The following is a 23,258-nucleotide window of genomic DNA, read 5'->3' on the forward strand; positions in this document are numbered from 1 at the left end:
CATACATGAAAACAATCAAAATAATAACACTAGCACTTAGCATTGTTTTAGGAGGAATGCTGATTTACGGAGGAATAGGGAAGTTCTCAAAAGAGAATCCTTCACCAGTTCAAGTTGTCAAAAAAGCAGAAAAATTTCAGGCAGTTGACAAAGAATTGACACTTCAAAAAATACTGTATATAAACGGAATGAAACAAACTGGATACTTGTGGCAGTTTTTAGGCATCATGCAAATTGTGTGCGGACTTTTATTAATAAGCCAAGTATTTACAACGTTCGGTGCTATCATGGCATTTCCAATTGTCATTAACATTTTCTTTTTCCATCTGTTTTTAGAGTTTGATGAAGTAGGAGAATTACTTCAAACAGGAGGTTTATTACTAATCAACGCTTGGTTATTGTTTAAAGAAAGAAAGTTGTTAAAATCAATTATATATCAACCAGAAAAATTAAAATTCAATTAAATATTTATACAATGAGAAACTTAAAATTAATAATACTATTTACAATTTCTGTACTATGTGCTTCTTGTGAAGACAACGAAGGCGTTACTACGTTACCAGTAGAATCAAAGTCAATCACAAATTTAGCAGCTTTACAGAGTACTGATTTCACTCAAAATCCACCAGTTACTTCTGGAAGTTTTACCAAGTTCAGTTTTAAAGAAGGAAGTCAAGTTAGCGGCGATAATTGGGATATAGCATTCAGAGGAACTACAATTCTAATAAATGGAGGGGCTGAAATTGGTGGCATCACAGAAGAGCCTCAAAGAACAGGAACTGCCGCTTTAGCTTTAATTACAGGAACATTGTCAAGCATAACTGAAGCTCCGGCTGATAGTGAATTTAAGCAAGATGCTTCTGGTGAATATGCATTAACTACCGGAAGTGGAAATGGTTGGTATACGTATGCTGGTCCACCAACACACATGATTAACCCAATCGCAGGAAAAGTCTTAGTAATTAGAACCATCGATGGAAATTATGCAAAACTGGAAATTGTGAGTTATTACAAAGATAACGATGCATCTAAAGAAGAAAATGCAAGACATTATTCGTTTAATTATATATATAACCCCAATGAAGGCGATAAAGATTTTCAATAGTCGTAAATGTTGAAATTTGTTAGTTTTTAATCTGAAAAGCTATTCGATTCGTTCGAGTAGCTTTTTTTCGTTATCTTAATGAAAGAATTTAAAAAGTGTAACGACGAAGTTCAAAACGAATTATAATGAAGAAACTTATTGCAATTATTTTTATTGGATTATCAACTTTTTCAAATGCACAAAAAAAGCAGGAAGTAGCCTATTTTGCAAGTGGATGTTTTTGGTGTGTTGAAGCAATTTTTGAAAGTGTAGAAGGAGTGAATGAAGCTGTTTCTGGTTATGCTGGCGGACATACAAGCAACCCAACGTACCAAAAGATAGGAACAGGAACAACAGGTCATGCTGAAACGGTTGCTGTTTATTACAATCCGAAGAAAGTGAGTTTTGCAACTTTGGTAAAAGTATTTTTTGGTTCTCATGATCCAACAACTGTTAATGGACAACATCCAGATTACGGAACTCAATATCGCTCTATTGCTTTTTACAGGAATGCAACAGAAAAGAAGATTATTGATGATTACATTAAAAAACTGAACACAGAAGTTTATAAAGGTAAAATAGCTACTGAGGTAACTAAATTTACAAAGTTTTATGAAGCCGAAGCGTATCATCAAAACTATGAGCGATTAAACCCAAATAATCCTTATGTAAGAAATGTTTCTATTCCGAGGTTAAATAGATTTAAGAAAAAATTTCCAGAGCTTTTAAAAAAAGGTCATTAAAGAAAAACTATTTCATTACTTCGAAAAAAGTAAATTCATAGTCCTCAAGTAGTTCAGGATGCGTTATTTTTATAATATCTTTTAAAACTAAATCAGGTCTACTAGGTCCGAGTTCAAAATAAATAACTCCTCCGGTAGACCCTTTTTTCATGTTAGGTGTATATAGTTTGTTTTCTTTAAAAGCTGTAAAATCACTATATATTTTATTTTTTTGAAGCATTTCCTCTTTGGTGTTAAAATAACCAGGAGCAACCCAATAATCTGCATTTTGTGCTTTGTCTAAAACACTTTCTAAACTTAACGATAAGCTTCCTTTTCCTTTTGTGTCTTTCCATAGATAATTGGTATTTGCATCCTCTAAAAACTGAGCAACAAAACTTTCTCCAGCAGGTAAATTCCAAACGTCTTTTTGCATAAAAGCTCCCGATAAAATTGAAGGTTTCGATGTGGCTTTTAAAGCTAATTGTTTGGCTTCTAAATAGTTTTTTTCAATCACGTTAAAAATACTGTCAGCTTCTTTTTCTTTGTTGAGTAAAACACCAAATAATTTAATCCATTCAGCTCTTCCTAGCGGAGTTTCTTCTAACCAGTCTCCGTTTAATACAACTGGGATTCCATTTTTTTCTATGAATTGTAATGATTTATTGGTTTTGTTCATGGAAAAAGCAACAACGGCATCGGGTTGTAAGTCTAATAAAACTTCTGTATTTAAATCAGCTTCAATGCCAAGTTCCTTTATCTTTCCGTTGGAAATTAACGCTCTTGTTTTTTTAGAAGATATGTATTTCGTATTAGGAAAACCAACTAATAGTTCTTCACCATTCAAAACCTCAAGCATTGGAATATGCGTAGTAGAAGTGACTACTAATTTTTCAATCGGAATATGAATAGCATCCTTTTGTTTGTTTTTACTTAAAATGTATTCAAAACTTTCGTTCGCATTCAAATACGGATTTTTAATAATAAGTTTTTTAGTCTCTTCATTTACATTAATAATATCAAATCCCTTAGCATATTTCACTGAGCTTTTTATAGGTGTAACAGTTTCTTTTTTAGGATTTTCTTTACATGCGGAAAGTAAAATGGTACTAACTAAAAGTAGATGTATTAAGAAACGTTTTTCCATTTGAAATTTGATTTGCAGCAAGATTACAAAATTGTTTTGGTATTCTCGTATTTAAAACTACATTTGCCGAGAATTTTGGTTTTGCTGCAATTTCATTGTAGTGAATTAAAAGGGAATTCGGTGAGAATCCGAGACTGTTCCCGCAACTGTAAGCTAGTAAGCTTGTAACTAAAACTTTTACCACTGCGTAAGCGGGAAGGTGAGTTACAAGACGCAAGTCAGGAGACCTGCCAAATTTCACGGGGTAATAAACTTTCGGGATAAAAGTTTTTTATAATGCATAAAAATCTGATACCTGATTTATTGTAAATCAAACAAAACATTTTAATGAAAAAACAATTAGTAATTGTTGGTGCATTGGTATGTGCTTTTTCTAGTACAATTGTATCTGCTCAACAAGACGAAAAGTTAGATGAAGTAGTGGTAACTGCTACTAAATTTAAAACCAGTAAAAAGAATATTGGTAAAATTATTCACCAAATTACTGCTGAAACTATTGAGAAAAATCAAGGTAAAACAATAGTTGACTTTTTGAATGACCTTCCTGGAATTGAAATCAATGGTAATTTCAGTACGAAAGGTCAAAATTTAGGATATTATATCCGTGGGGGAAGAAATAGACAAGTTGCTATTTTAATTGATGGAATTAATGTAAATGATCCATCATCATTTAATGGCGATTTCGATTTACGTCAGATAGATATTAATCAGGTTGAGCGTATTGAAGTAATGAAAGGGGCTTCTTCAACGTTATACGGAACTGGAGCTGCAACTGGAGTTATTAATATTATCTTAAAGAAAGCATCTAAAGATGCGTTCAAAGGAAGTTTTACAACTTCTGTGGGAAGCAACAGAGCAAATCAAGACACTAAATTTGCGGCTGATGAATTTGCTGCAAACTTTAATTTTAATGGAACTGTTAATAAAGTAGATTATTTATTGTCGTTAAACACGAATAATTCTAGTGGATTATCTGCTGCAGAAAATACTGATGAAAACACATTGTTTGAAGAAGATAAGTTCTATCGTCAGAATGTAATGCTGAAATTAGGGTATAATCATACTGATAAATTGAGATTTGGAGTTTTTGCAAACTTTGATGAAGTTTTTACAGAGTATGATGGATTTACTTTTGATCCTGTAACTGGTACAAGTAGAGCGGTTGATAGGAACAATAGCTTTAAAAGTGTGCAAAACAGAGCTGGTTTTACTACAGACTTTAAATACAATAAGGGAGAGTTAAAAGTTAGAACCTCTTTTATTGATATTAGAAGAGATAATGCTCCTTCAGGAGATACTTATAAAGGTGAAGTTTTAGGCTTAGATGTGTTTAATAACTATCAAATTAATGAAGAATTTTCTTTTATTGTTGGTGTAGCTTCTCAATATCAAGATATGTTGCAAAATACTTCTTTCAGTGTGATTCCTGAAGGAGAAGGGAAGCAGCATTTTATTGATCCATATGTTTCTGTTAACTACAATTCAAAGTATAATTTTAACTTAAATGTTGGAGGAAGAATGAATATTCATAATGAATATGGAAGTAACTTCGTGTTTAATGTGAATCCTTCTTATAATTTTGATATTGCTGATGATAAATCGGTAAAAGTATTTGCTTCATATAGCACTGCTTTTGTTGCGCCAACCTTATCAGAAATTTTCACTAAATCTCCAGCCGTTGAAGAGTTAGAGCCTGAAAAAGATATAACTATTGAAGGAGGTTTTGAAGTAAGTTTATTTGAAGACTTAACCTTAAATGCGACTTATTTCTATAGAGAAGAAACAGATAAAATAGCATTTGGTTTTGATCCAGTAGCTTTAGTTTCTGTAACAACAAACGATTTTGGGACTTTCATCGCTAGAGGTATTGAAACAGAAGTTTCATATAAGGCAATGAAAAATTTACAGTTAAGAGTGAATTATGGTTACATTGATAGAGACGAGAGTTTATTATTAAAAATACCACAACATAAAATAGCCGGTTTTATAGATTATTCTCCTATTAAAAATACAAATGCTTCTTTAGGTTACAGATATGTTAGCGAAACAAGTGATTTTGGAGGTGTTGCTTTAGATTCTTATAGTGTATTAGATTTATTTGTGAATCACAGTATTTTAAAAGATAAAGTAGTGCTTTTTGGTAGTTTAACTAATATTCTAAACGAAGACTATCAAGAAATTGCTGGTTTTACCACTAGAGGTAGAAACTTTAATCTAGGTTTAAAACTTAAGTTTTAAATACTATTTTCTATTTATTGTTAGAACCAAAGAGGTTACCAAATTGGTAACCTCTTTACTTTTAAATTAATCGTTTAACTTGTTGTTTTATAATGGCTATAGCAGTCTCTGTTGGACTTTCAATTTGTGAGTAATCTATTAATAAGTTTTCTCTAAGTTCTTTCGCATTATCACTAGATTCTGCTGTTGTTCTAATTTTATTAATAATAGATAGTTTTGAACCTACAACTGCTTTCCAAGCATCTTCATGAACATAAATTTGTTGCACTAAATTGTGTTCGAATTCTTGCTCTATATTAGCAATTAATAAATGTGCGTAACTATCAGAATCATCTCCAATTGGATTTACTCTTGTCAATAATTTAGCAGGATTTATTCGCTCGCTATACAATAATAAACGTTCATACGCTTGAAGTTTTGTAGGCAAGCTGTCTTTTTTCTTTTGTATAAGTGCTTGGAATTTCTTCTCATTATCATCTTGTTGTAAAAAAGCACTAAACATAAAGTAGGCTACTCCACCTGTAACTAAAGCTGGTAAAGCAAATGCTATTCCTTCTATTATTTTGTCTTCCATGTATTGTGTTTAATATTAGTTGTTTAAATAATCTAAAGTTAATTGAGTCATCGTTTTTACACCTAATAACATTCCGCTTTCATCAATTTGAAAATCTGGGGTATGATGAGGATATGGATTTTTATTTCCAATAGTTTTTCCTCCTAAAAAGAAATAAAAACCAGGTACTTCTTTTTGGAAGAAAGAAAAATCTTCAGCACCAGTAATAGCTTTAATTAATGTAACATTTTCTTTTCCAGCTACATTTTGAAGTGTTGGAAGTACTTGTTTTGTTAATTCTATATTATTGTAAGTGATAGGATATCCTTTTGCAATTTCTATGGTTGCCTCAGCTCTGTATGATTTTGCTATAGCAGGAACCATTTCTTTCATTCGATCATTAATTTGTTTTTGCATACCATAATCTAAAGTTCTGATAGTTCCTATCATTACAGCAGATTCAGGAATAATATTGCTTCTAACTCCAGCATCTATTTTACCAACGGTAATAACAGCTCCTTCATTTGTTAAATCTACCTCTCTACTAATAATTGTTTGAAGTGCATCAATAATTTTTGCAGAAACCATAATTGGATCTATACTCGCCCAAGGTCTAGAACCATGAGATTGCTTTCCTTTTACTTTAATTTTGAAACTCTGTGAGGCTGCCATTATTCCGCCAGGCTTGTATGTAATCGTTCCAACATCTTGTCCAGAAGAAATGTGTAATCCAAAAATAGCATCTACATCTGGATTTTTTAACACTCCTTCTTTTACCATCAATTCAGCTCCACCTTCTTCACCTTCAGGTGCTCCTTCTTCAGCGGGTTGGAAAATGAATTTAACTGTTCCTTTTATTTTGTCTTTGTTTTTCGCCAAAACTTCTGCAACACCCATTAAAATTGCAATATGAGTGTCGTGTCCACAGGCATGCATTACACCTACATTTTTACCTAAATAATTTGATGTAACAGTTGATTTAAAAGGTAAATTGTTTCTTTCAACAACGGGTAATCCATCTATATCTGCTCTTAAGGCTACAACTTTACCTGGTTGATTACCTTTTAAAATTCCAACAACACCAGTTTTAGCAACATTTTCCTGAGTTTCAATACCTAGCGATTTTAAGTGTTTGGCTATTTTCTTGGCAGTTTTAAATTCTCGATTTGATAGTTCAGGATTTTGATGAAAATCTCTTCGCCACTCAATTACTTTTTTTTCTATAGCTTCACAATCTTTATTTAATTCTTGTGAGAAAGTTGTAATTGAAATTAATAATAATAGAAGGGTTGTATATTTTTTCATTTTAAAATAGTTGAATTACATTTTTATAAATAAGTCCAGCAAGTATAGCCAAACCAAAACTTATTAATGTTCCAATAAGTATATATTCTGTTAATTTTCTGTCTTTGGCTGTGGTTAAATCTCCAAACCTAAAAATAGATTTTGCAGCAAGTAAAAAACCTACACCTTCCCATTTATCAAATATAATAAACATAAATACGAATAGGCGTTCTAGTATTCCGATATATTTACCAGCTTCTTTTAATGATTGTTTATGATCTAATTTATCTTTTTCAGGTTCCCATTGCTTTACAATTAGTTGAATTAGAATTGGAGCAACAAAAACAATAAATAAGATAGCTGTAATTAGCAATACTACTTTCTCAGTAAATATTTTTGAAAAATCAATTTCAAATGGTTTTGTGATATACGTGGCTAATCCTAAAAAAAATAGGTGCAGTAGTTGATCTCCAAAAAATAAAATAGTAGATTTTATCTTATTTTGAAGATATAATTTACTTATATCTATTAGGTAATGAGAAACAATTACTACGGGTAACGCGATCCAAAATTTAGGATTTAATAAAGCTATGAAGATTAAAAATATAGCATGAACTCCAATATGAGCGTATAGCTTATTGGATTTAATTTTATATTTCATTTTGTTCTTAACCCATGAGGTAGGTTGTAAAACAAAGTCTCCTAAAATGTGGACTAATAGTAGTTGAATAAAAAGCATTATGGTTGGTTAATTTTTTCGTTGATTTTTTTTCTATAATATTGCTCTAATTTAAGAATCTCTTCGAATCCTGATCGTTTTCCTCTTTTACTTATTCCTGCTTGTGATATGTTGAGTAGTTCGCCTAAACCGGTTTGATTTAACTCAGGATGTTCTATAGACGTACTCACAAATTCAGCTGAATTAGCGGTCCAATAATCCATGGTAAGAAGCGCTAAACTCAAAGATATATTTAAAATTTCATCGATTTCTTTCCAAGGTGATTTTATGGCAATACTTTGTTTTTTTAACAGTTTATCAAAAGAGTAACCAGAATTTATAAAAGCTTCTCCATTTGATTCTGTGATGTTATCAGCATCAAAACTTTTCTCTCCAATTCCGATTGCTAACCTAACGTCCAAATCGTTAATTTGTTTTATAGAAGCCTTAATTCTTAAACAAGCCACTACAGCATCTTCAGCCTTGGTTTCAAGTTGAAAACTATCGCCTCTATAAATTTCCCAGTATTTTGGAGTTGTATTTATAGATGACAGTATTTTTTTTAAATTTGACAACCATTTTTCTACTGGTTCATTCCTTGAGTTGATAATATCTCCAGTAATTACTGCAATCATAGTAATGTGATTTTATGTAAATATATGATTTTTTTTATAACCTTTTAAAGTTATTTTTAAAATTATAACCTTTATTAGTTATATTTTAATTTATTCCTTTTTTAAGGAATAATAATATTGGAGTTGTAAAGATTAAATTGTGGATAAAAAGTAGCTTTTTATAATGTGCACAGTAGAAATAGTGGTAAATTTAACACCTTTGAATACTTATCAAATTTATATTCTTTGAATACTTATTTAGAACAACTTAACGAACCACAGAGAGCGGCTGTATTACAAAAAGACGGTCCGATGATTATCATAGCAGGAGCAGGTTCTGGTAAAACAAGAGTACTAACATTTAGAATAGCCTACTTAATGGAACAGGGAGTAGACTCGTTCAATATATTAGCTCTTACGTTTACGAATAAAGCTGCTCGAGAAATGAAGGAAAGAATCGGTAAAGTAGTAGGATACAGCGAAGCTAAGAATTTATGGATGGGAACATTCCACTCAGTTTTTGCTAGAATTTTAAGAGCTAAAGCAGATAAACTTGGGTATCCATCTAACTTTACAATTTATGATACGCAAGATTCTGTACGATTAATAACATCAATAATCAAGGAAATGAATCTTGATAAAGACCGTTATAAACCAAAACAAATATTAAGCAGAATCTCTTCGTTTAAAAATAGTTTAATCACGGTTCGAGCGTATTTTAATAATTCAGATTTACAGGAGGCCGATTTAATGGCAAGTAGACCTAAAACGGGTGATATTTATAAAGAATACGTAGAACGTTGCTTCAAATATGGAGCGATGGATTTTGATGATTTATTGTTGAGAACCAATGAGCTTTTAGCAAGATTCCCTGATGTATTAGCAAAATATCAAGATCGATTTAGATATATTTTAGTAGATGAGTACCAAGATACAAACCATTCTCAGTATTTAATAGTGAGAGCTTTAGCAGATCGTTTTCAGAATATTTGTGTGGTAGGAGATGATTCTCAGAGTATTTACGCTTTCCGTGGTGCTAACATTCAAAACATCTTAAACTTCCAAAAGGATTATCCAGATGTAAAAACATTCAAATTAGAACAGAATTATCGTTCTACAAAAAACATTGTAAATGCTGCGAATTCTGTAATCGCAAAGAATAAAACACGTTTAGATAAAGAAGTATGGACAGCTAATGATGATGGAGGTTCTATTAAAGTAATGAGAACTATTTCTGATGGAGAAGAAGGTCGTTTTGTAGCGCAATCTATTTTCGATAATAAAATGAACAATCAACTTACTAATGAGGAGTTTGCTATTTTGTATCGAACAAATGCACAGTCAAGAGCTATAGAAGATGCGCTTAGAAAGAAAGATATAAAGTATAAAATTTATGGAGGAATTTCGTTTTATCAACGTAAGGAAATAAAAGATTTACTTTCATATTTACGATTATTGATTAACCCAAATGATGAAGAGGCGCTAAAGAGAGTAATTAATTATCCTGCAAGAGGAATTGGGCAAACTACAATTGATAAGTTAACCATTGCTGCAAATCATTACAAGAAATCCATTTTTGAAGTAATTCAAACATTACCTCTTTTAGATGTCAACGTAAATGCAAGCACTAAAACCAAGCTAGAGAATTTTGCTAATATGATTCAGCGTTTTCAAATAGAAGCACAAACAAAAAATGCTTTTGAAGTAGCTGATTTAGTGGTAAAACAAACGCAATTAGTTAAAGATTTACAAAAAGATGGAACACCTGAAGGAGTAAGTAAAGTAGAAAACGTTCAAGAATTATTAAATGGTATTAAAGATTTTATTACAGATAAAATAGAAACAGGCGAAGATGCATCGCTACCAATATTTTTGGAAGATGTTGCATTAGCTACCGATTTTGATTCTGATAAAAAAGACGAAACACCACGAGTGTCTTTAATGACAATTCACTTGGCAAAAGGATTAGAATTTCCATACGTTTATATAGTAGGTTTAGAGGAAAATTTATTCCCATCTGCTATGAGTATGAATACCAGAAGTGAATTAGAAGAGGAGAGGAGATTATTTTATGTAGCGTTAACTAGAGCTGAAAAACAGGCCTATTTAACCTATGCACAAACGCGTTATCGTTGGGGAAAGTTAACAGATGGTGAACCAAGTAGATTTTTAGAAGAAATTGATGATCAATATTTAGAATATATTGCGCCAAAGTTACCAGAACCTTCTGCGAATAGATTTATAGATGCAAGCTTGTTTGAAGACGCTCCTAAAAAAATCCGCTTTCAAAAACCAATACAGAAAAAAAGAAAAGAGTTCTTGTCAAATAAATCTGGAGATTTAATACCTCCAAAAGGTAAAATGAAAAAGGTTTCAGAAGTAAGTTCAAAAACCAATTTATTTGATGGAGAAGTGGTTGTTGGAAATATTGTTGAACACAATAGGTTTGGCAAAGGAGAGGTAATAGCATTAGAAGGAAAAGGTCCAAACAAAAAAGCAGAAATTCAATTTGCCACAGCAGGAAAGAAAAAACTATTATTACAATTTGCAAAATTGAAGGTAATTGGCTAAAAATCTATTATTCGATTCTGTTAATATAACTTACATCCAATACTAGAAAACTGACAATTAATCCTTACTTTGCGATAAATAAACATGAATATGACGTTTGATTTAGAATATAACTCAGAAAGAACAACATTAATTATCCCAGAATATGGGAGACATATACAAAAACTGGTTGATCATTGCGTAAGTCTTGCTTCAAGAGAGGAAAGAAATACAATGGCTAAAGCTATTATAGACGTAATGGGAAATTTACAGCCGCATTTAAGAGATGTGCCTGATTTTAAGCATAAACTTTGGGATCAATTACATATAATGTCTGATTTTAAATTGGATGTTGATTCTCCTTATGAGCAACCTTCACAAGAAGAACTTAGAGAAAAGCCAGAGCCTATGCCATATCCAAAATCTGCCTCGAAGTATCGTTTTTATGGTACCAATATACAAACGATGATAGATGTAGCGTTAACTTGGGAAGAAGGAGATATGAGAGAAGCATTAGCTTTTGCAATTGCTAATCATATGAAGAAATGTTACCTAAATTGGAACAAAGACCATGTTGAAGACGAAGTAATTATAGAACATCTTTATGAGTTAACAGATGGTAAAATTAATTTTAAAGGTAGAGAGGATGAGTTAGTTGATGAAAAGAATATTCAAAAAACAAGGACTACTCAAGGAAAGAAAAAAACAAACAATAAAAATTCTAAAAATAGAAAAAAGTAAATGGCGTCATTTAAAATAGAAGGAGGGCATAAACTTAAAGGAGTAATAACACCACAAGGAGCAAAAAATGAAGCGTTGCAAGTAATTTGTGCGGTTTTATTAACTCCAGAAAAAGTAGTGATAAACAATATTCCTGATATTATTGATGTAAATAAATTAATCTTTATTCTTGGTGAATTAGGAGTTAAAATAGAAAGATTGGGAGCTAATTCATATAGTTTTCAATCTGATGAAATTAATTTAGAATATTTAGAAAGTGCTGATTTTAAAAGAGATGGAAGTTCTCTAAGAGGCTCTATAATGATTGTTGGGCCGTTATTAGCTCGTTTTGGAAAAGGGTATATTCCACGTCCGGGAGGAGATAAGATAGGTAGACGTCGTTTAGATACACATTTTGAGGGTTTTATCAACTTAGGAGCTAAGTTTCGTTATAATAAAGAAGAATATTTTTATGGTGTAGAAGCAGAAAGTGGCTTAACAGGTTCTGATATGCTTTTAGACGAAGCATCAGTTACAGGTACAGCTAACATTATAATGGCTGCTGTCTTAGCTAAAGGTACAACAACCATTTATAATGCAGCTTGTGAGCCTTATATTCAACAATTATCTAAAATGTTGAATAGCATGGGGGCTAAAATTTCTGGTGTTGGATCTAATTTATTAACTATTGAAGGTGTTGATAGTTTAAAGGGGTGTGAGCATCGTATTTTACCTGACATGATTGAAATTGGAAGTTGGATAGGAATGGCTGCGATGACAAAATCTGAGTTGACAATCAAAGATGTAAGCTGGAAAGATTTAGGACAAATACCAAATGTTTTCAGAAAACTTGGTATAAATTTAGAAAAAAGAGGAGATGATATTTACATTCCTGAACAAGAGAGTTATGAAATTCAGAATTACATAGACGGTTCTGTATTGACAGTTGCTGATGCTCCTTGGCCAGGCTTTACTCCAGATTTATTGAGTATTGTACTTGTAGTTGCTACTCAAGCAAAAGGTACTGTTTTAATTCATCAAAAGATGTTTGAAAGTCGCTTGTTCTTTGTAGATAAGTTAATTGATATGGGAGCCAAAGTTATTTTATGTGATCCACACAGGGCTACAGTAATTGGTCATAATTTTGAAAGCCAATTAAAAGCTACCAAAATGACTTCTCCTGATATTCGTGCTGGTATTTCTTTATTGATTGCGGCTTTATCTGCAAAAGGAACTAGTATCATTAATAATATTGAACAAATTGATAGAGGTTATGAACGTATTGTTCAAAGATTAACTGCAATAGGAGCAAAAATTGAAAGAATAGAAGATTAATCTACTTAAGAGATATTACAAAAAAAAAGCATCTGATTTATCAGATGCCTTTTTCATAAGTAAAAAATTAATTTTTACATTGTTTCATGACAAGTGTAAACTTGAGGACAAGCAATAAATTTCTGGCAATATAAAGGTCCAGTAACTCTACCTGCGCAGTCACATCCGCACTTGCTTAAATCTACGTTACCAATTAAACCGATTCCTCCATTTACTTCTTGTTGTTGTGCTTTACTAAGTTTAGTAGCACCTTGTACATTTAAAATTGATTTTTTCATAATTCCCAAGGGACTTTAAAAATTAATATTTGATTAAACTCTCATAAAAATAGCAAAGCAAAGTCTTACAAAAGTGACATCACCTGAAAAATTTATGTTAAAAAATGTAGTGAAGGTTTAAATTATTAATATCCAAATATTTGACACGGGTGTTTTGTAATCGAAATTTTAAAAGTATTTTTTTGATATTAAAGAGGGAGGAATTCTTCTTCCTGAGATAAGCTTCTTACATAAAGTAAAAAAATGAGTTTTGTAAACCTTATTTTATTCAGTAAAGATGTTAACCAATTAATTCAATCTGTTTTGATTTTTATGTAATTCTTAATAAAAAGTAGCTTGTGTCAATGTGGCACTATTTACGTAATGGCAGTATTCTTGCTAAATATGTAAGAGAAAATACAAAGAAATTATTTACAATGAGTAAAGGTGAATATACTAAAGAGGACGAAATAAGAGATGCTATCGAGAACGATGAGTTAAAGGTAAATCTTGAAAATAGTAGTAATGATAAGGAAGAAGAGAAGAAAGAAGAACCTTCAACAGAAGATTTATTACAAGTAGAGAAAGATAGATATTTACGTCTTTTTGCTGAATTTGAAAACTATAAAAAAAGAACTACTAAAGAAAGAATTGAGCTTTTCAGAACGGCAAATCAGGAATTAATGACAGTTTTACTGCCAGTTTTGGATGATTTTGAAAGGGCATTGACACATATTGAAGATGATAAAGAGGCAGAAGAGTTAAGAAAAGGTGTATTGTTAATATACCAAAAACTTCTTAAGACATTAGAACAAAAAGGTTTAGTGGCTATTGAAGTAAAACAAGGTGATGATTTCAATCCAGATACTCACGAGGCAATTACACAAATTCCTGCACCATCTGATGATTTAAAAGGAAAAATTATAGACTGTGTAGAGAAAGGATATAAGCTAGGAGATAAAATAATTCGTCACCCAAAAGTGGTGGTGGCTCAATCGTAAACAATGATGAATTATCAATTATTAATTATCAAGTGAATTGGTAATTGATAATTGTCAATTGAAAGAATATGGCAAAACAAGATTATTACGAAGTATTAGGAGTTTCTAAATCGGCTACTCAGTCTGAAATTAAGAAAGCATATCGTAAAATGGCGATAAAATACCACCCTGATAAAAACCCTGATAATAAAGAAGCTGAAGAGAAGTTCAAGTTATGTGCGGAGGCATATGAAGTTCTTAGTGATGAGCAAAAGAAGGCTCGTTATGATCAGTTTGGACATGCTGCATTTGAAGGTGGCGGAGGCTTCGGAGGTGGAGGCATGAATATGGATGATATATTCAGTCAATTCGGTGATATTTTTGGTGGAGCTTTTGGAGGAGGCTTTGGTGGTTTTGGCGGCGGTGGACGTCGACAAGCAAGAGTTAAAGGAGGGAACTTACGTATTCGTGTTAAACTTACTTTAGAGGAAATAGCTAATGGTGTAGAAAAGAAAGTTAAAGTAAGACGTAAAATTCAAGCAGATGGTGTAACTTATAAAACGTGTTCAACTTGTAACGGTTCTGGACAACAAATGCGTGTTACAAATACCATTTTAGGTAGAATGCAAACAGCAACTACTTGTAGCACTTGTCAAGGAGCAGGAGAAATGATTGATAATCGTCCTAGTGAAGCAGATGCTCAAGGTATGATTATTAAAGAAGAAACGGTTTCAATTAATATTCCAGAAGGTGTAACTGAAGGAGTTCAGCTGAAAGTTGGAGGAAAAGGTAATGAAGCTCCAGGAAAGAACTCAATTCCAGGAGACTTATTAGTTTTAATTGAAGAAGTACCACATGAAACGTTAAAAAGAGAAGGAAGTAATATTCATTACGATTTATATATCAATTTTTCTGAAGCTGTTCTAGGAACTTCAAAAGAGATAGAAACTGTTACAGGTAAGGTTAAGATTAAAATTGATGCAGGTACGCAATCTGGGAAAATTTTAAGATTAAAAGGTAAAGGATTGCCTAGTATAGAGAGATATGGTAATGGAGATTTCTTAATTCATATTAATGTTTGGACACCTAAAGAATTGTCAAAAGAACAACGAAAGTTTTTTGAGTCAATGTTAGAGGATGATAACTTTTCTCCAAACCCACAGAAAACAGATAAATCATTTTTTGAAAAAGTAAAAGATATGTTTTCTTAAAAAAATATCTTTTTCAATTTTTTATTTGTTTGATACAAAAAAATATAATATATTTGTATCATCTAGGAGACGTCCTAGATACTTTTTCTTTTTCATAGCAATTTTCCCACTCAATCTTTGAGTGGGTTTTTTTATGAAAATACTTTATAAAAAAATATAGCAGATCAGTCTTATCGCTTTGTTTTAATTACAAAAACGAAGAGGAAAGTCCGGACACCAAAGAGTAAGCATAGCGGATAACATCCGTCCAGTGTAAACTGAGGACAAGTGCAACAGAAAGAATGTACAGGTAATGCTGTAGTGAAACCAGGTAAACTCTATGCGGTGCAATGCCACGTATATTAGAGATTGAGTGTTACTCGCACGATTCTAAGGGGTAGGCAGATAGATTTTATAAGTAATTATAAAACTAGATAAATGATAAGAGCTTTTTAAGTTACAGAATCCGGCTTATTGATCTGCTTTTTTTCTTTGATGCTTATTTAGAACAATTTTAAAGATGTACGATTCAATCAATTACATCTTAAATTAAGAATATATCAAAATTTTAACTTTTAAAAACCATTAAAACGTTTGTATTCTTAAAATTTGAACTTTATATTATTGATATTTCACTTATTTCGAAGTTTTATTGTTTATTTTTAAAATAATGGTTAAAGTCGTATTTTTGCCAAATTGAAATTAGCGAAAACGATTTCATAACAGGCTTTAATATTAAAAAGATTTTATGAACACTTACAAAGATTACATTAAAGAAATTGAAGAGAGAAAGAGTCAGGGATTACACCCTAAACCAATTGATGGAGCTGAATTATTAAGTGAGATAATAGCACAAATAAAAGATGCTAATAATCCACATAGAGAAGATTCTCTTCAGTTTTTTATATATAATACTTTACCTGGTACAACCAGTGCCGCTGGGGTAAAAGCTAAGTTTTTAAAAGAAATTATTCTTGGAGAATTTGAAGTTAAAGAAATCTCTCCTGAATTTGCTTTTGAACAATTATCACACATGAAAGGAGGGCCTTCAATTGAAGTTCTTTTAGATTTATCATTAGGAAGTGATAAAGCTATTGCAGATGAAGCAGCTAAAGTTCTTAAAACTCAAGTGTTTTTATACGAGGCAGATACTGATCGTTTAGAAGAGGCAATGAAAGCAGGTAGTGCAATTGCTAAAGAAATTATTGAAAGCTATGCACAAGCTGAGTTTTTCACAAAGTTACCTGAAGTTGAAGAAGAGATTCAAGTAGTAACTTATGTGGCTGGAGTTGGAGATATTTCAACGGATTTATTATCTCCAGGAGCTGATGCACACTCTAGATCAGATCGTGAGTTACATGGTCAATCTATTTTTGAGCATAATAAAGAAATGCAACAAGAGCTTTTAGCATTAAAAGAGCAACACCCAGATAAACGAGTAATGTTAATTGCAGAGAAAGGAACAATGGGAGTTGGTTCTTCAAGAATGTCAGGTGTAAATAACGTTGCATTATGGACAGGAATTCCATCAAGCCCTTACGTACCATTTATCAATATTGCACCTGTAATAGCAGGAACTAATGGTATTGCTCCTATTTTCTTAACAACAGTTGGAGTTACAGGAGGAATTGGTGTAGACTTACAAAACTGGGTTAAGAAGAAAGATGCAGAAGGAAATACAGTGTATGATGCTGATGGTGAACCTATTTTAGAGCAAGTATATTCTGTAGATACAGGTACAGTTCTTACAATTAATACTAAAGAGAAAAAATTATATAACGGAGATAAAGAGCTAAAAGATATTTCAACTGCATTAACTCCACAAAAGATGGAGTTTATTAAAGCAGGCGGTTCTTATGCTGTTGTATTTGGTAAAAAATTACAAACATTTGCTTGTAAAGCTTTAGGAATTGAGATTCCTCAGGTGTATGCTGCTTCAAAAGAAGTATCAATAGAAGGACAAGGTTTAACAGCTGTTGAGAAAATTTTCAATAAAAATGCTGTTGGAACTACTCCAGGAAAAACATTACATGCTGGTTCTAATGTTCGCGTAGAAGTTAATATTGTAGGTTCTCAAGATACTACTGGTTTAATGACTTCACAAGAATTAGAAATGATGGCAGCAACTGTTATTTCGCCTATTGTTGACGCTGGATATCAATCAGGTTGTCATACAGCTTCTGTTTGGGATGATAAGTCAAAAGCGAACATTCCAAGGTTAATGAAGTTTATGAATGACTTCGGATTAATCACTGCTCGTGATCCAAAAGGACAATATCATGCAATGACGGATGTAATCCACAAAGTTTTAAATGATATCACTATCGATGATTGGGCAATTATCATTGGAGGAGATTCTCATACTCGTATGTCTAAAGGTGTTGCTTTTGGTGCCGATTCTGGTACAGTTGCTTTAGCATTAGCAACAGGAGAAGCTACAATGCCTATTCCAGAGTCTGTAAAAGTTACCTTTAAAGGAGAAATGAGAAGTTTCATGGATTTCCGTGATGTGGTTCATGCAACACAACAACAGATGTTAAAGCAATTCGGTGGAGAAAATGTTTTTCAAGGAAGAATTATTGAAGTTCATATCGGAACGTTAACATCTGATCAAGCATTTACATTTACAGACTGGACTGCTGAAATGAAAGCGAAAGCTTCTATTTGTATTTCAGAAGATGAGACATTAATTGAATCATTAGAAATAGCAAGGGATCGTATCCAAATCATGATTGATAAAGGAATGGATAACGAAAAGCAAATGTTACAAGGTTTAGTTGATAAAGCAAATGCTAGAATTCAAGAAGTTAAAACAGGAATAAAACCTGCTTTAAAGCCTGATGCAGATGCTAAATATTATGCAGAGGTTGTTATCGATTTAGATGAAATTGCTGAGCCTATGATTGCGGATCCTGATGTAAACAATGAAGATGTTTCTAAGCGTTATACTCATGATACTATTCGTCCATTATCTTTTTATGGAGGAACAAAAAAAGTAGATTTAGGTTTCGTAGGATCTTGTATGGTTCATAAAGGAGATATGAAGATTTTAGCACAAATGCTAAAGAATATTGAAGCACAACAAGGTGAGGTTAAGTTTAACGCTCCATTAGTTGTTGCACCTCCAACCTATAATATTGTTGATGAGTTAAAAGAAGAAGGAGACTGGGAAGTTTTAGAAAAGTATTCTGGATTCGTATTCGATGACAATGCTCCAAAAGGTTTAGCACGTACCAAATATGAAAATATGTTGTACTTAGAGCGTCCAGGATGTAACTTATGTATGGGTAACCAAGAGAAGGCAGAGCCAGGAGATACAGTAATGGCAACTTCAACACGTTTATTCCAAGGAAGAGTGGTAAAAGATTCTACTGAAAAGAAAGGAGAATCTTTATTATCTTCTACACCAGTTGTTGTTTTATCTACAATTTTAGGAAGAACTCCAACTATGGAAGAATATGAAGCTGCTGTTGATGGAATTGTATTGACTAAATTTAAACCATCACAAAAGCAATTAGTAATATAATTACTAAAATTAGATATCACAATTAAAAGCTCAGGTTAAGTAACTTGAGCTTTTTTATTTAAGATATTATGTTGATGGTATTATAGTTTGGTTGATAAGGAATTTAAATTCATTTTTCTTAAATTCGTGAAACAGATTAAAAACAACTCAAACTTATGGCTTTCGATATAGAAATGATCAAAGAGGTGTATAGTAAAGTAGTAGAAAGAGTAGATGCTGCTCGTGAAATTACAGGAACACCTCTAACTTTAGCAGAAAAAATATTATACTCACATCTTTGGGATGGAACACCAACAAAAGCTTTCAGAAGAGGAAAAGATTATGTTGATTTTGCTCCAGATAGAGTAGCTTGCCAAGATGCAACTGCTCAAATGGCATTATTACAATTTATGCAGGCTGGAAAACCTAAAGTAGCTGTACCAACTACTGTTCATTGTGATCACCTAATTCAGGCTAAAAACGGGGCAAGTAGTGATTTACAAAGTGCTTTAAATACAAGTAATGAAGTTTTTAATTTTTTAGAATCAGTTTCTAACAAGTATGGTATTGGTTTTTGGAAACCTGGAGCAGGTATTATTCACCAAGTAGTATTAGAAAACTATGCATTTCCAGGTGGAATGATGATTGGTACTGATTCACATACAGTTAATGCTGGTGGATTAGGAATGGTAGCTATTGGAGTTGGTGGTGCTGATGCAGTTGATGTAATGGCAGGTATGGCTTGGGAATTAAAATTTCCAAAATTAATTGGGGTAAAGTTAACAGGTAAATTATCTGGTTGGACAGCACCTAAAGATGTTATTTTAAAAGTTGCTGAAATTCTAACTGTTAAAGGAGGAACTGGTGCAATTGTAGAATATTTTGGACCTGGAGCAACAGCTATGTCATGTACAGGTAAGGGAACTATTTGTAATATGGGAGCTGAAATCGGTGCGACAACATCAACATTTGGTTATGATGAATCTATGGAACGTTATTTACGCGCAACAGATAGAGAAGATGTAGCGGATGAGGCTAATAAAATTAAAGAATATTTAACTGCAGATCCTGAAGTATATGCAAATCCTGAACAATATTTTGATCAGGTAATAGAAATCAATTTATCTGAATTAGGCCCATTATTAAACGGTCCTTTTACACCAGACTTGTCTACAGAAGTTGGAAGTGACATGACTAAAAAGGCAAACGATAATGGCTGGCCTTTAAAAGTAGAATGGGGATTAATTGGTTCTTGTACAAATTCTTCATATGAAGACTTATCGCGTGCTTCTTCAATTGCACAGCAAGCTTTAGATAAAGGATTGAAAACGAAAGCAGAATTTGGAATTAATCCTGGTTCAGAACAAGTTCGTTATACAGCAGAACGTGATGGAATTTTACAAGTTTTTGAAAAGTTAGATGCAACAATTTTCACCAATGCATGTGGGCCATGTATTGGTCAATGGGCTCGTTATGAGGATCCTAAAAATGCTCCTAAGAATAGTATCGTTCACTCTTTCAATAGAAACTTTGCAAAGCGAGCAGATGGAAATCCTAATACACATGCATTTGTAGCGTCACCTGAATTAGTAGCAGCTATTGCAATAGCAGGAAGGTTGGACTTTAATCCACTAACTGATAAGTTGATTAATGAAAATGGTGAAGAAGTAATGCTTGATGAGCCTACTGGATGGGAATTACCACCAAAAGGTTTTGAGGTAAAAGAAAATGGATACATTGAACCAGTAAAAGATGGAAGTAACGTAGATGTTGCAGTGGATCCTAACTCTGATCGTTTAGAGTTATTAACTCCATTTGAACCTATAGGGAATGAAATCAAAGGTGCAAAGTTATTAATCAAAGCTTACGGAAAATGTACTACAGATCATATTTCTATGGCAGGTCCATGGTTACGTTATCGAGGACATTTAGATAATATTTCGAACAACTGTTTAATTGGTGCTGTGAATGCTTATAATAAGCAAACTAATTTCGTTAAGAGTCAAATTACCGGAGAATACGATGCAGTTCCTGCTACACAAAGGGCTTATAAAGCTGCAGGAATTCCAACAGTTGTTGTTGGTGATCATAATTATGGTGAAGGTTCTTCTCGTGAGCATGCAGCTATGGAACCACGTCATTTAGGAGTTGTGGCCGTTATAGTTAAGTCTTTTGCACGTATCCATGAAACAAACCTTAAAAAGCAAGGTATGCTAGGTTTAACTTTTGATAACGAAGCAGATTATGATTTAATCCAAGAAGATGACACATTTAACTTCTTAGATTTACATGAATTTGCACCAGACAAGCCTTTAACAATTGAAGTTGTTCATGCAGATGGATCAAAAGATACAATTAAAGTAAACCATACCTACAACGCCAATCAAATTGAATGGTATAATGAAGGTTCAGCATTAAATTTAATTAAAAAACAAAACGCTTAAAACGTTCAAAGTTTATATTCTAAAAGCACTGAAATTTTCAGTGCTTTTTTTGTAAGGTTACAATTTTTAAGGTGACTTATTAATATCAAACTTTCAGAACTATGAGTGCTTTATGGTATTTCGAAGATGTAAATCTTTTTAAAATATTGTGTCCACATAAATACCCAGCGTATAAAAAAGAACACGATATAGATACATACAAAAAGAGTGATTACATTTATTTTACAGATGATAATGCTAACAAAATTTATCTTATTGATAAGGGTAAAGTTAAGATTGGTTACTACACAGAAGAAGGAGATGAAGTAATCAAAGCAATTTTAACCAAAGGTGAAATTTTTGGTGAAAAAGCATTATTAGGAATCGATAAAAGAAACGAATTTGCTCAATCAATAGATAATACTACTTCTATTTGTCCTGTATCAAAAGATACTATGTTTCAATTAATGAGAGATAATGTTTCAATTAGTTTTAAAATCTATAAATTCATTGGAATTCGAATTAAAAAATTAGAACGTAGATTAGAATTGTTACTTTTTAAAGACGCTAAAACACGTTTGTTAGAATTCTTAGATGAATTATGTGAAGACTATGGGTATGAGTGTGATCAAACAGGAGATCATGTAATTAAACATCCTTATACTCAAAAAGACATAGCTTCTCTAATTGGTACTTCTCGACCTACATTAAACTCCTTAATGAATGAGTTAAAGCATAATCAAATCATAGATTTTAATAGAAAAGAAATCAGATTAAAAAAAACTGCCTAAATGTAAGCTAGCTTACATTTTATAAAAATCTCGTGAAATAACTTTGTATAAACCGTAATAAAGTTAATAACCATGAGAAAATTTTTGTTAGGAATTATAGCATTAACGCTAACTTTTACATCATGCAGTGATGATGATAAAGTAGTAATCACTGAAGCAGGTACACTTAGTGGTGGACCGTTCACATTTTTTGTAGATGGAAAAGTAGATAACGTTTCAGGAATTACCTTAACAGGTAATATTCAAGGAGCAAATACAACCTATGTAATTACCGATGATACTGGTAATATTTTAGGATTACCTCCAACACTTGAGGCAGTTGAAGGAATAAATTTTGATGGAGCAGGAGTTGGTGTTTGTTTGATTTGGCATTTAGCTTATGAAGATGGTCTTGAAGGAGCAGAAGTAGGACAAAATGCAAATAATTTAAAAGGAAATTTTGATCTTTCAAATTCAATTACAGTAAATAGAAATAATGGTCCAGTAGCAGGTATGTTAAATGGAGGTCTTTTTAATTTTTGTATTGATGGTACAGCAGATAATGTTTCAGGAGTTTCGGTTTCAGGTTCACCCGTAGGTTCTAATAGTTCGTACATAGTTACTGATGATATGGGAAATATATTAGGCTTACCACCAACTTTAATGGCTTTAGAAGGTGTTGATTTTGATGGAGCTGGAGTAGGAAAATGTTTAATATGGTATATCCGTTATGAAGATGGATTAGTAGGTTTAGAAACAGGGAAAAATGCTAATGATTTAGAAGGAGTATTTAGTTTATCTAACTCAATAGATGTAATTCGTTCTAAAACTGAAGCTGGAACATTAAATGGTGGTCCTTTTAATTTTACTGTTGATGGTACTGCAGATAATGTTTCTGGTATTACACTCACAGGAACACCTCTTGGTTCTAATAGTTCTTTTATAATTACTGATGATACTGGTAGCATTCTTGGTTTACCACCAACAATGGCAGCATTAGAAGGAGTTGATTTTGATGGAGCAGGAGTAGGAGTATGCTTAATTTGGTATATCCGTTATGAAGATGGAATAGTAGGACTAGAAACAGGGAAAAACGCTAATGATTTACAAGGGTGTTTTAACCTATCAAATTCGATAACAGTTAATAGAAACTAGTTATAATTCCGAG

The 23,258-nt window shown here is 32.2% G+C and carries 19 protein-coding genes, 1 other RNA gene and 1 riboswitch; of the genes, 14 read left to right on the top strand and 6 right to left on the bottom strand.

Annotated elements, in window-relative coordinates; translation table 11 throughout:
- Positions 1-5 precede the first annotated feature (5 nt).
- The 3 genes from EV195_RS14040 (at position 6) to msrA (ending at position 1,827) form a co-directional block, all read left to right on the top strand.
- A complete protein-coding gene (locus tag EV195_RS14040; RefSeq protein WP_132795600.1) occupies positions 6-464 on the top strand; it encodes a DoxX family membrane protein in 459 nt (152 codons plus the stop codon).
- An 11-nt stretch (positions 465-475) separates the two neighbouring features.
- Positions 476-1,105: an HmuY family protein gene (locus EV195_RS14045; protein ID WP_132795601.1), complete on the top strand. Its 630-nt coding sequence runs from the start codon at positions 476-478 to the stop codon at positions 1,103-1,105.
- Positions 1,106-1,230: 125 nt separating this feature from the next.
- Entirely contained in the window at positions 1,231-1,827 is a 597-nt protein-coding gene (gene msrA, locus EV195_RS14050; RefSeq protein WP_132795602.1) for a peptide-methionine (S)-S-oxide reductase MsrA, read from the top strand.
- A gap of 7 nt (positions 1,828-1,834) precedes the next feature.
- Here msrA and EV195_RS14055 read toward each other — a convergent pair whose 3' ends face one another.
- Entirely contained in the window at positions 1,835-2,953 is a 1,119-nt protein-coding gene (locus EV195_RS14055) for an ABC transporter substrate-binding protein (protein ID WP_132795603.1), read from the bottom strand.
- Between the two features lie 59 nt (positions 2,954-3,012).
- Positions 3,013-3,202, top strand: a riboswitch (cobalamin riboswitch).
- A gap of 78 nt (positions 3,203-3,280) precedes the next feature.
- On the opposite strand from EV195_RS14055, the gene EV195_RS14060 reads away from it, so the two are divergent.
- Positions 3,281-5,191, top strand: coding sequence for a TonB-dependent receptor plug domain-containing protein (locus tag EV195_RS14060; RefSeq protein WP_132795604.1), 1,911 nt, complete (start codon positions 3,281-3,283; stop codon positions 5,189-5,191).
- A gap of 61 nt (positions 5,192-5,252) precedes the next feature.
- Here the strand turns inward: EV195_RS14060 and EV195_RS14065 are convergent, their stop codons facing one another.
- From EV195_RS14065 to EV195_RS14080, 4 genes are read right to left on the bottom strand one after another with little or no spacing between them, the layout of a single operon-like run.
- Positions 5,253-5,765, bottom strand: coding sequence for a DUF7935 family protein (locus EV195_RS14065; protein WP_132795605.1), 513 nt, complete (start codon positions 5,763-5,765; stop codon positions 5,253-5,255).
- A 15-nt stretch (positions 5,766-5,780) separates the two neighbouring features.
- Positions 5,781-7,049, bottom strand: a complete 1,269-nt coding sequence (locus tag EV195_RS14070) for an amidohydrolase (RefSeq protein ID WP_132795606.1) — start codon at positions 7,047-7,049, stop codon at positions 5,781-5,783.
- A 1-nt stretch (position 7,050) separates the two neighbouring features.
- Positions 7,051-7,767, bottom strand: coding sequence for a DUF3307 domain-containing protein (locus tag EV195_RS14075; protein ID WP_243693131.1), 717 nt, complete (start codon positions 7,765-7,767; stop codon positions 7,051-7,053).
- Positions 7,767-8,381, bottom strand: a complete 615-nt coding sequence (locus EV195_RS14080; protein ID WP_132795608.1) for a SatD family protein — start codon at positions 8,379-8,381, stop codon at positions 7,767-7,769. Before EV195_RS14080 ends, EV195_RS14075 begins: the two co-directional genes overlap by 1 nt.
- Positions 8,382-8,606: 225 nt before the next feature.
- Here EV195_RS14080 and EV195_RS14085 point away from each other — a divergent pair, with 225 nt between their 5' ends.
- The 3 genes from EV195_RS14085 to murA all read left to right on the top strand — a co-directional run bounded on the left by EV195_RS14085 (position 8,607) and on the right by murA (position 12,965).
- A complete protein-coding gene (locus tag EV195_RS14085; RefSeq protein ID WP_132795609.1) occupies positions 8,607-10,931 on the top strand; it encodes an ATP-dependent helicase in 2,325 nt (774 codons plus the stop codon).
- Positions 10,932-11,021: 90 nt separating this feature from the next.
- Positions 11,022-11,651 (top strand): DUF4290 domain-containing protein, encoded by a 630-nt coding sequence (locus EV195_RS14090; protein ID WP_132795657.1) that lies wholly within the window; start codon positions 11,022-11,024, stop codon positions 11,649-11,651.
- Positions 11,652-12,965 carry a UDP-N-acetylglucosamine 1-carboxyvinyltransferase gene (gene murA, locus EV195_RS14095; RefSeq protein ID WP_132795610.1) on the top strand — a complete coding sequence of 438 codons (1,314 nt, stop codon included), beginning with the start codon at positions 11,652-11,654 and terminating at the stop codon, positions 12,963-12,965.
- A gap of 74 nt (positions 12,966-13,039) precedes the next feature.
- Here the strand turns inward: murA and EV195_RS14100 are convergent, their stop codons facing one another.
- Positions 13,040-13,243, bottom strand: coding sequence for a hypothetical protein (locus EV195_RS14100; protein ID WP_132795611.1), 204 nt, complete (start codon positions 13,241-13,243; stop codon positions 13,040-13,042).
- 416 nt (positions 13,244-13,659) lie between these two features.
- Here EV195_RS14100 and EV195_RS14105 point away from each other — a divergent pair, with 416 nt between their 5' ends.
- From EV195_RS14105 to EV195_RS14135, 7 genes are all read left to right on the top strand, one after another.
- Entirely contained in the window at positions 13,660-14,223 is a 564-nt protein-coding gene (locus EV195_RS14105; RefSeq protein ID WP_132795658.1) for a nucleotide exchange factor GrpE, read from the top strand.
- A gap of 68 nt (positions 14,224-14,291) precedes the next feature.
- Positions 14,292-15,413, top strand: coding sequence for a molecular chaperone DnaJ (gene dnaJ / locus EV195_RS14110; RefSeq protein WP_132795612.1), 1,122 nt, complete (start codon positions 14,292-14,294; stop codon positions 15,411-15,413).
- Between the two features lie 156 nt (positions 15,414-15,569).
- Positions 15,570-15,882, top strand: an RNA gene (gene rnpB, locus EV195_RS14115) — RNase P RNA component class A.
- A gap of 258 nt (positions 15,883-16,140) precedes the next feature.
- Entirely contained in the window at positions 16,141-18,918 is a 2,778-nt protein-coding gene (locus EV195_RS14120; protein ID WP_132795613.1) for a bifunctional aconitate hydratase 2/2-methylisocitrate dehydratase, read from the top strand.
- A gap of 155 nt (positions 18,919-19,073) precedes the next feature.
- On the top strand, positions 19,074-21,341 hold the full coding sequence (locus tag EV195_RS14125; protein ID WP_132795614.1) for an aconitate hydratase: 2,268 nt from the start codon (positions 19,074-19,076) through the stop codon (positions 21,339-21,341).
- 101 nt (positions 21,342-21,442) lie between these two features.
- The gene (locus EV195_RS14130) at positions 21,443-22,111 is read left to right on the top strand and encodes a Crp/Fnr family transcriptional regulator (RefSeq protein ID WP_132795615.1); all 669 of its coding nucleotides are present in this window, start codon (positions 21,443-21,445) and stop codon (positions 22,109-22,111) included.
- Positions 22,112-22,183: 72 nt separating this feature from the next.
- Positions 22,184-23,245: a hypothetical protein gene (locus EV195_RS14135; RefSeq protein WP_132795616.1), complete on the top strand. Its 1,062-nt coding sequence runs from the start codon at positions 22,184-22,186 to the stop codon at positions 23,243-23,245.
- Positions 23,246-23,258: the final 13 nt, after the last annotated feature.

It is taken from the genome of Tenacibaculum skagerrakense (assembly GCF_004345825.1).
GTDB lineage: Bacteria > Bacteroidota > Bacteroidia > Flavobacteriales > Flavobacteriaceae > Polaribacter > Polaribacter skagerrakensis.

Bases quoted from the DNA above. Each gene is read 5' to 3' on its own strand.
- EV195_RS14060 (WP_132795604.1), top strand. From the start codon at position 3,281: ATGAAAAAACAATTAGTAATTGTTGGTGCATTGGTATGTGCTTTTTCT.
- EV195_RS14105 (WP_132795658.1), top strand. From the start codon at position 13,660: ATGAGTAAAGGTGAATATACTAAAGAGGACGAAATAAGAGATGCTATC.
- EV195_RS14040 (WP_132795600.1), top strand. From the start codon at position 6: ATGAAAACAATCAAAATAATAACACTAGCACTTAGCATTGTTTTAGGA.
- EV195_RS14070 (WP_132795606.1), bottom strand. From the start codon at position 7,049: ATGAAAAAATATACAACCCTTCTATTATTATTAATTTCAATTACAACT.
- msrA (WP_132795602.1), top strand. From the start codon at position 1,231: ATGAAGAAACTTATTGCAATTATTTTTATTGGATTATCAACTTTTTCA.
- EV195_RS14120 (WP_132795613.1), top strand. From the start codon at position 16,141: ATGAACACTTACAAAGATTACATTAAAGAAATTGAAGAGAGAAAGAGT.
- dnaJ (WP_132795612.1), top strand. From the start codon at position 14,292: ATGGCAAAACAAGATTATTACGAAGTATTAGGAGTTTCTAAATCGGCT.
- EV195_RS14065 (WP_132795605.1), bottom strand. From the start codon at position 5,765: ATGGAAGACAAAATAATAGAAGGAATAGCATTTGCTTTACCAGCTTTA.
- EV195_RS14045 (WP_132795601.1), top strand. From the start codon at position 476: ATGAGAAACTTAAAATTAATAATACTATTTACAATTTCTGTACTATGT.
- EV195_RS14080 (WP_132795608.1), bottom strand. From the start codon at position 8,381: ATGATTGCAGTAATTACTGGAGATATTATCAACTCAAGGAATGAACCA.
- EV195_RS14135 (WP_132795616.1), top strand. From the start codon at position 22,184: ATGAGAAAATTTTTGTTAGGAATTATAGCATTAACGCTAACTTTTACA.
- murA (WP_132795610.1), top strand. From the start codon at position 11,652: ATGGCGTCATTTAAAATAGAAGGAGGGCATAAACTTAAAGGAGTAATA.
- EV195_RS14090 (WP_132795657.1), top strand. From the start codon at position 11,022: ATGACGTTTGATTTAGAATATAACTCAGAAAGAACAACATTAATTATC.
- EV195_RS14055 (WP_132795603.1), bottom strand. From the start codon at position 2,953: ATGGAAAAACGTTTCTTAATACATCTACTTTTAGTTAGTACCATTTTA.
- EV195_RS14130 (WP_132795615.1), top strand. From the start codon at position 21,443: ATGAGTGCTTTATGGTATTTCGAAGATGTAAATCTTTTTAAAATATTG.
- EV195_RS14125 (WP_132795614.1), top strand. From the start codon at position 19,074: ATGGCTTTCGATATAGAAATGATCAAAGAGGTGTATAGTAAAGTAGTA.
- EV195_RS14075 (WP_243693131.1), bottom strand. From the start codon at position 7,767: ATGCTTTTTATTCAACTACTATTAGTCCACATTTTAGGAGACTTTGTT.
- EV195_RS14100 (WP_132795611.1), bottom strand. From the start codon at position 13,243: ATGAAAAAATCAATTTTAAATGTACAAGGTGCTACTAAACTTAGTAAA.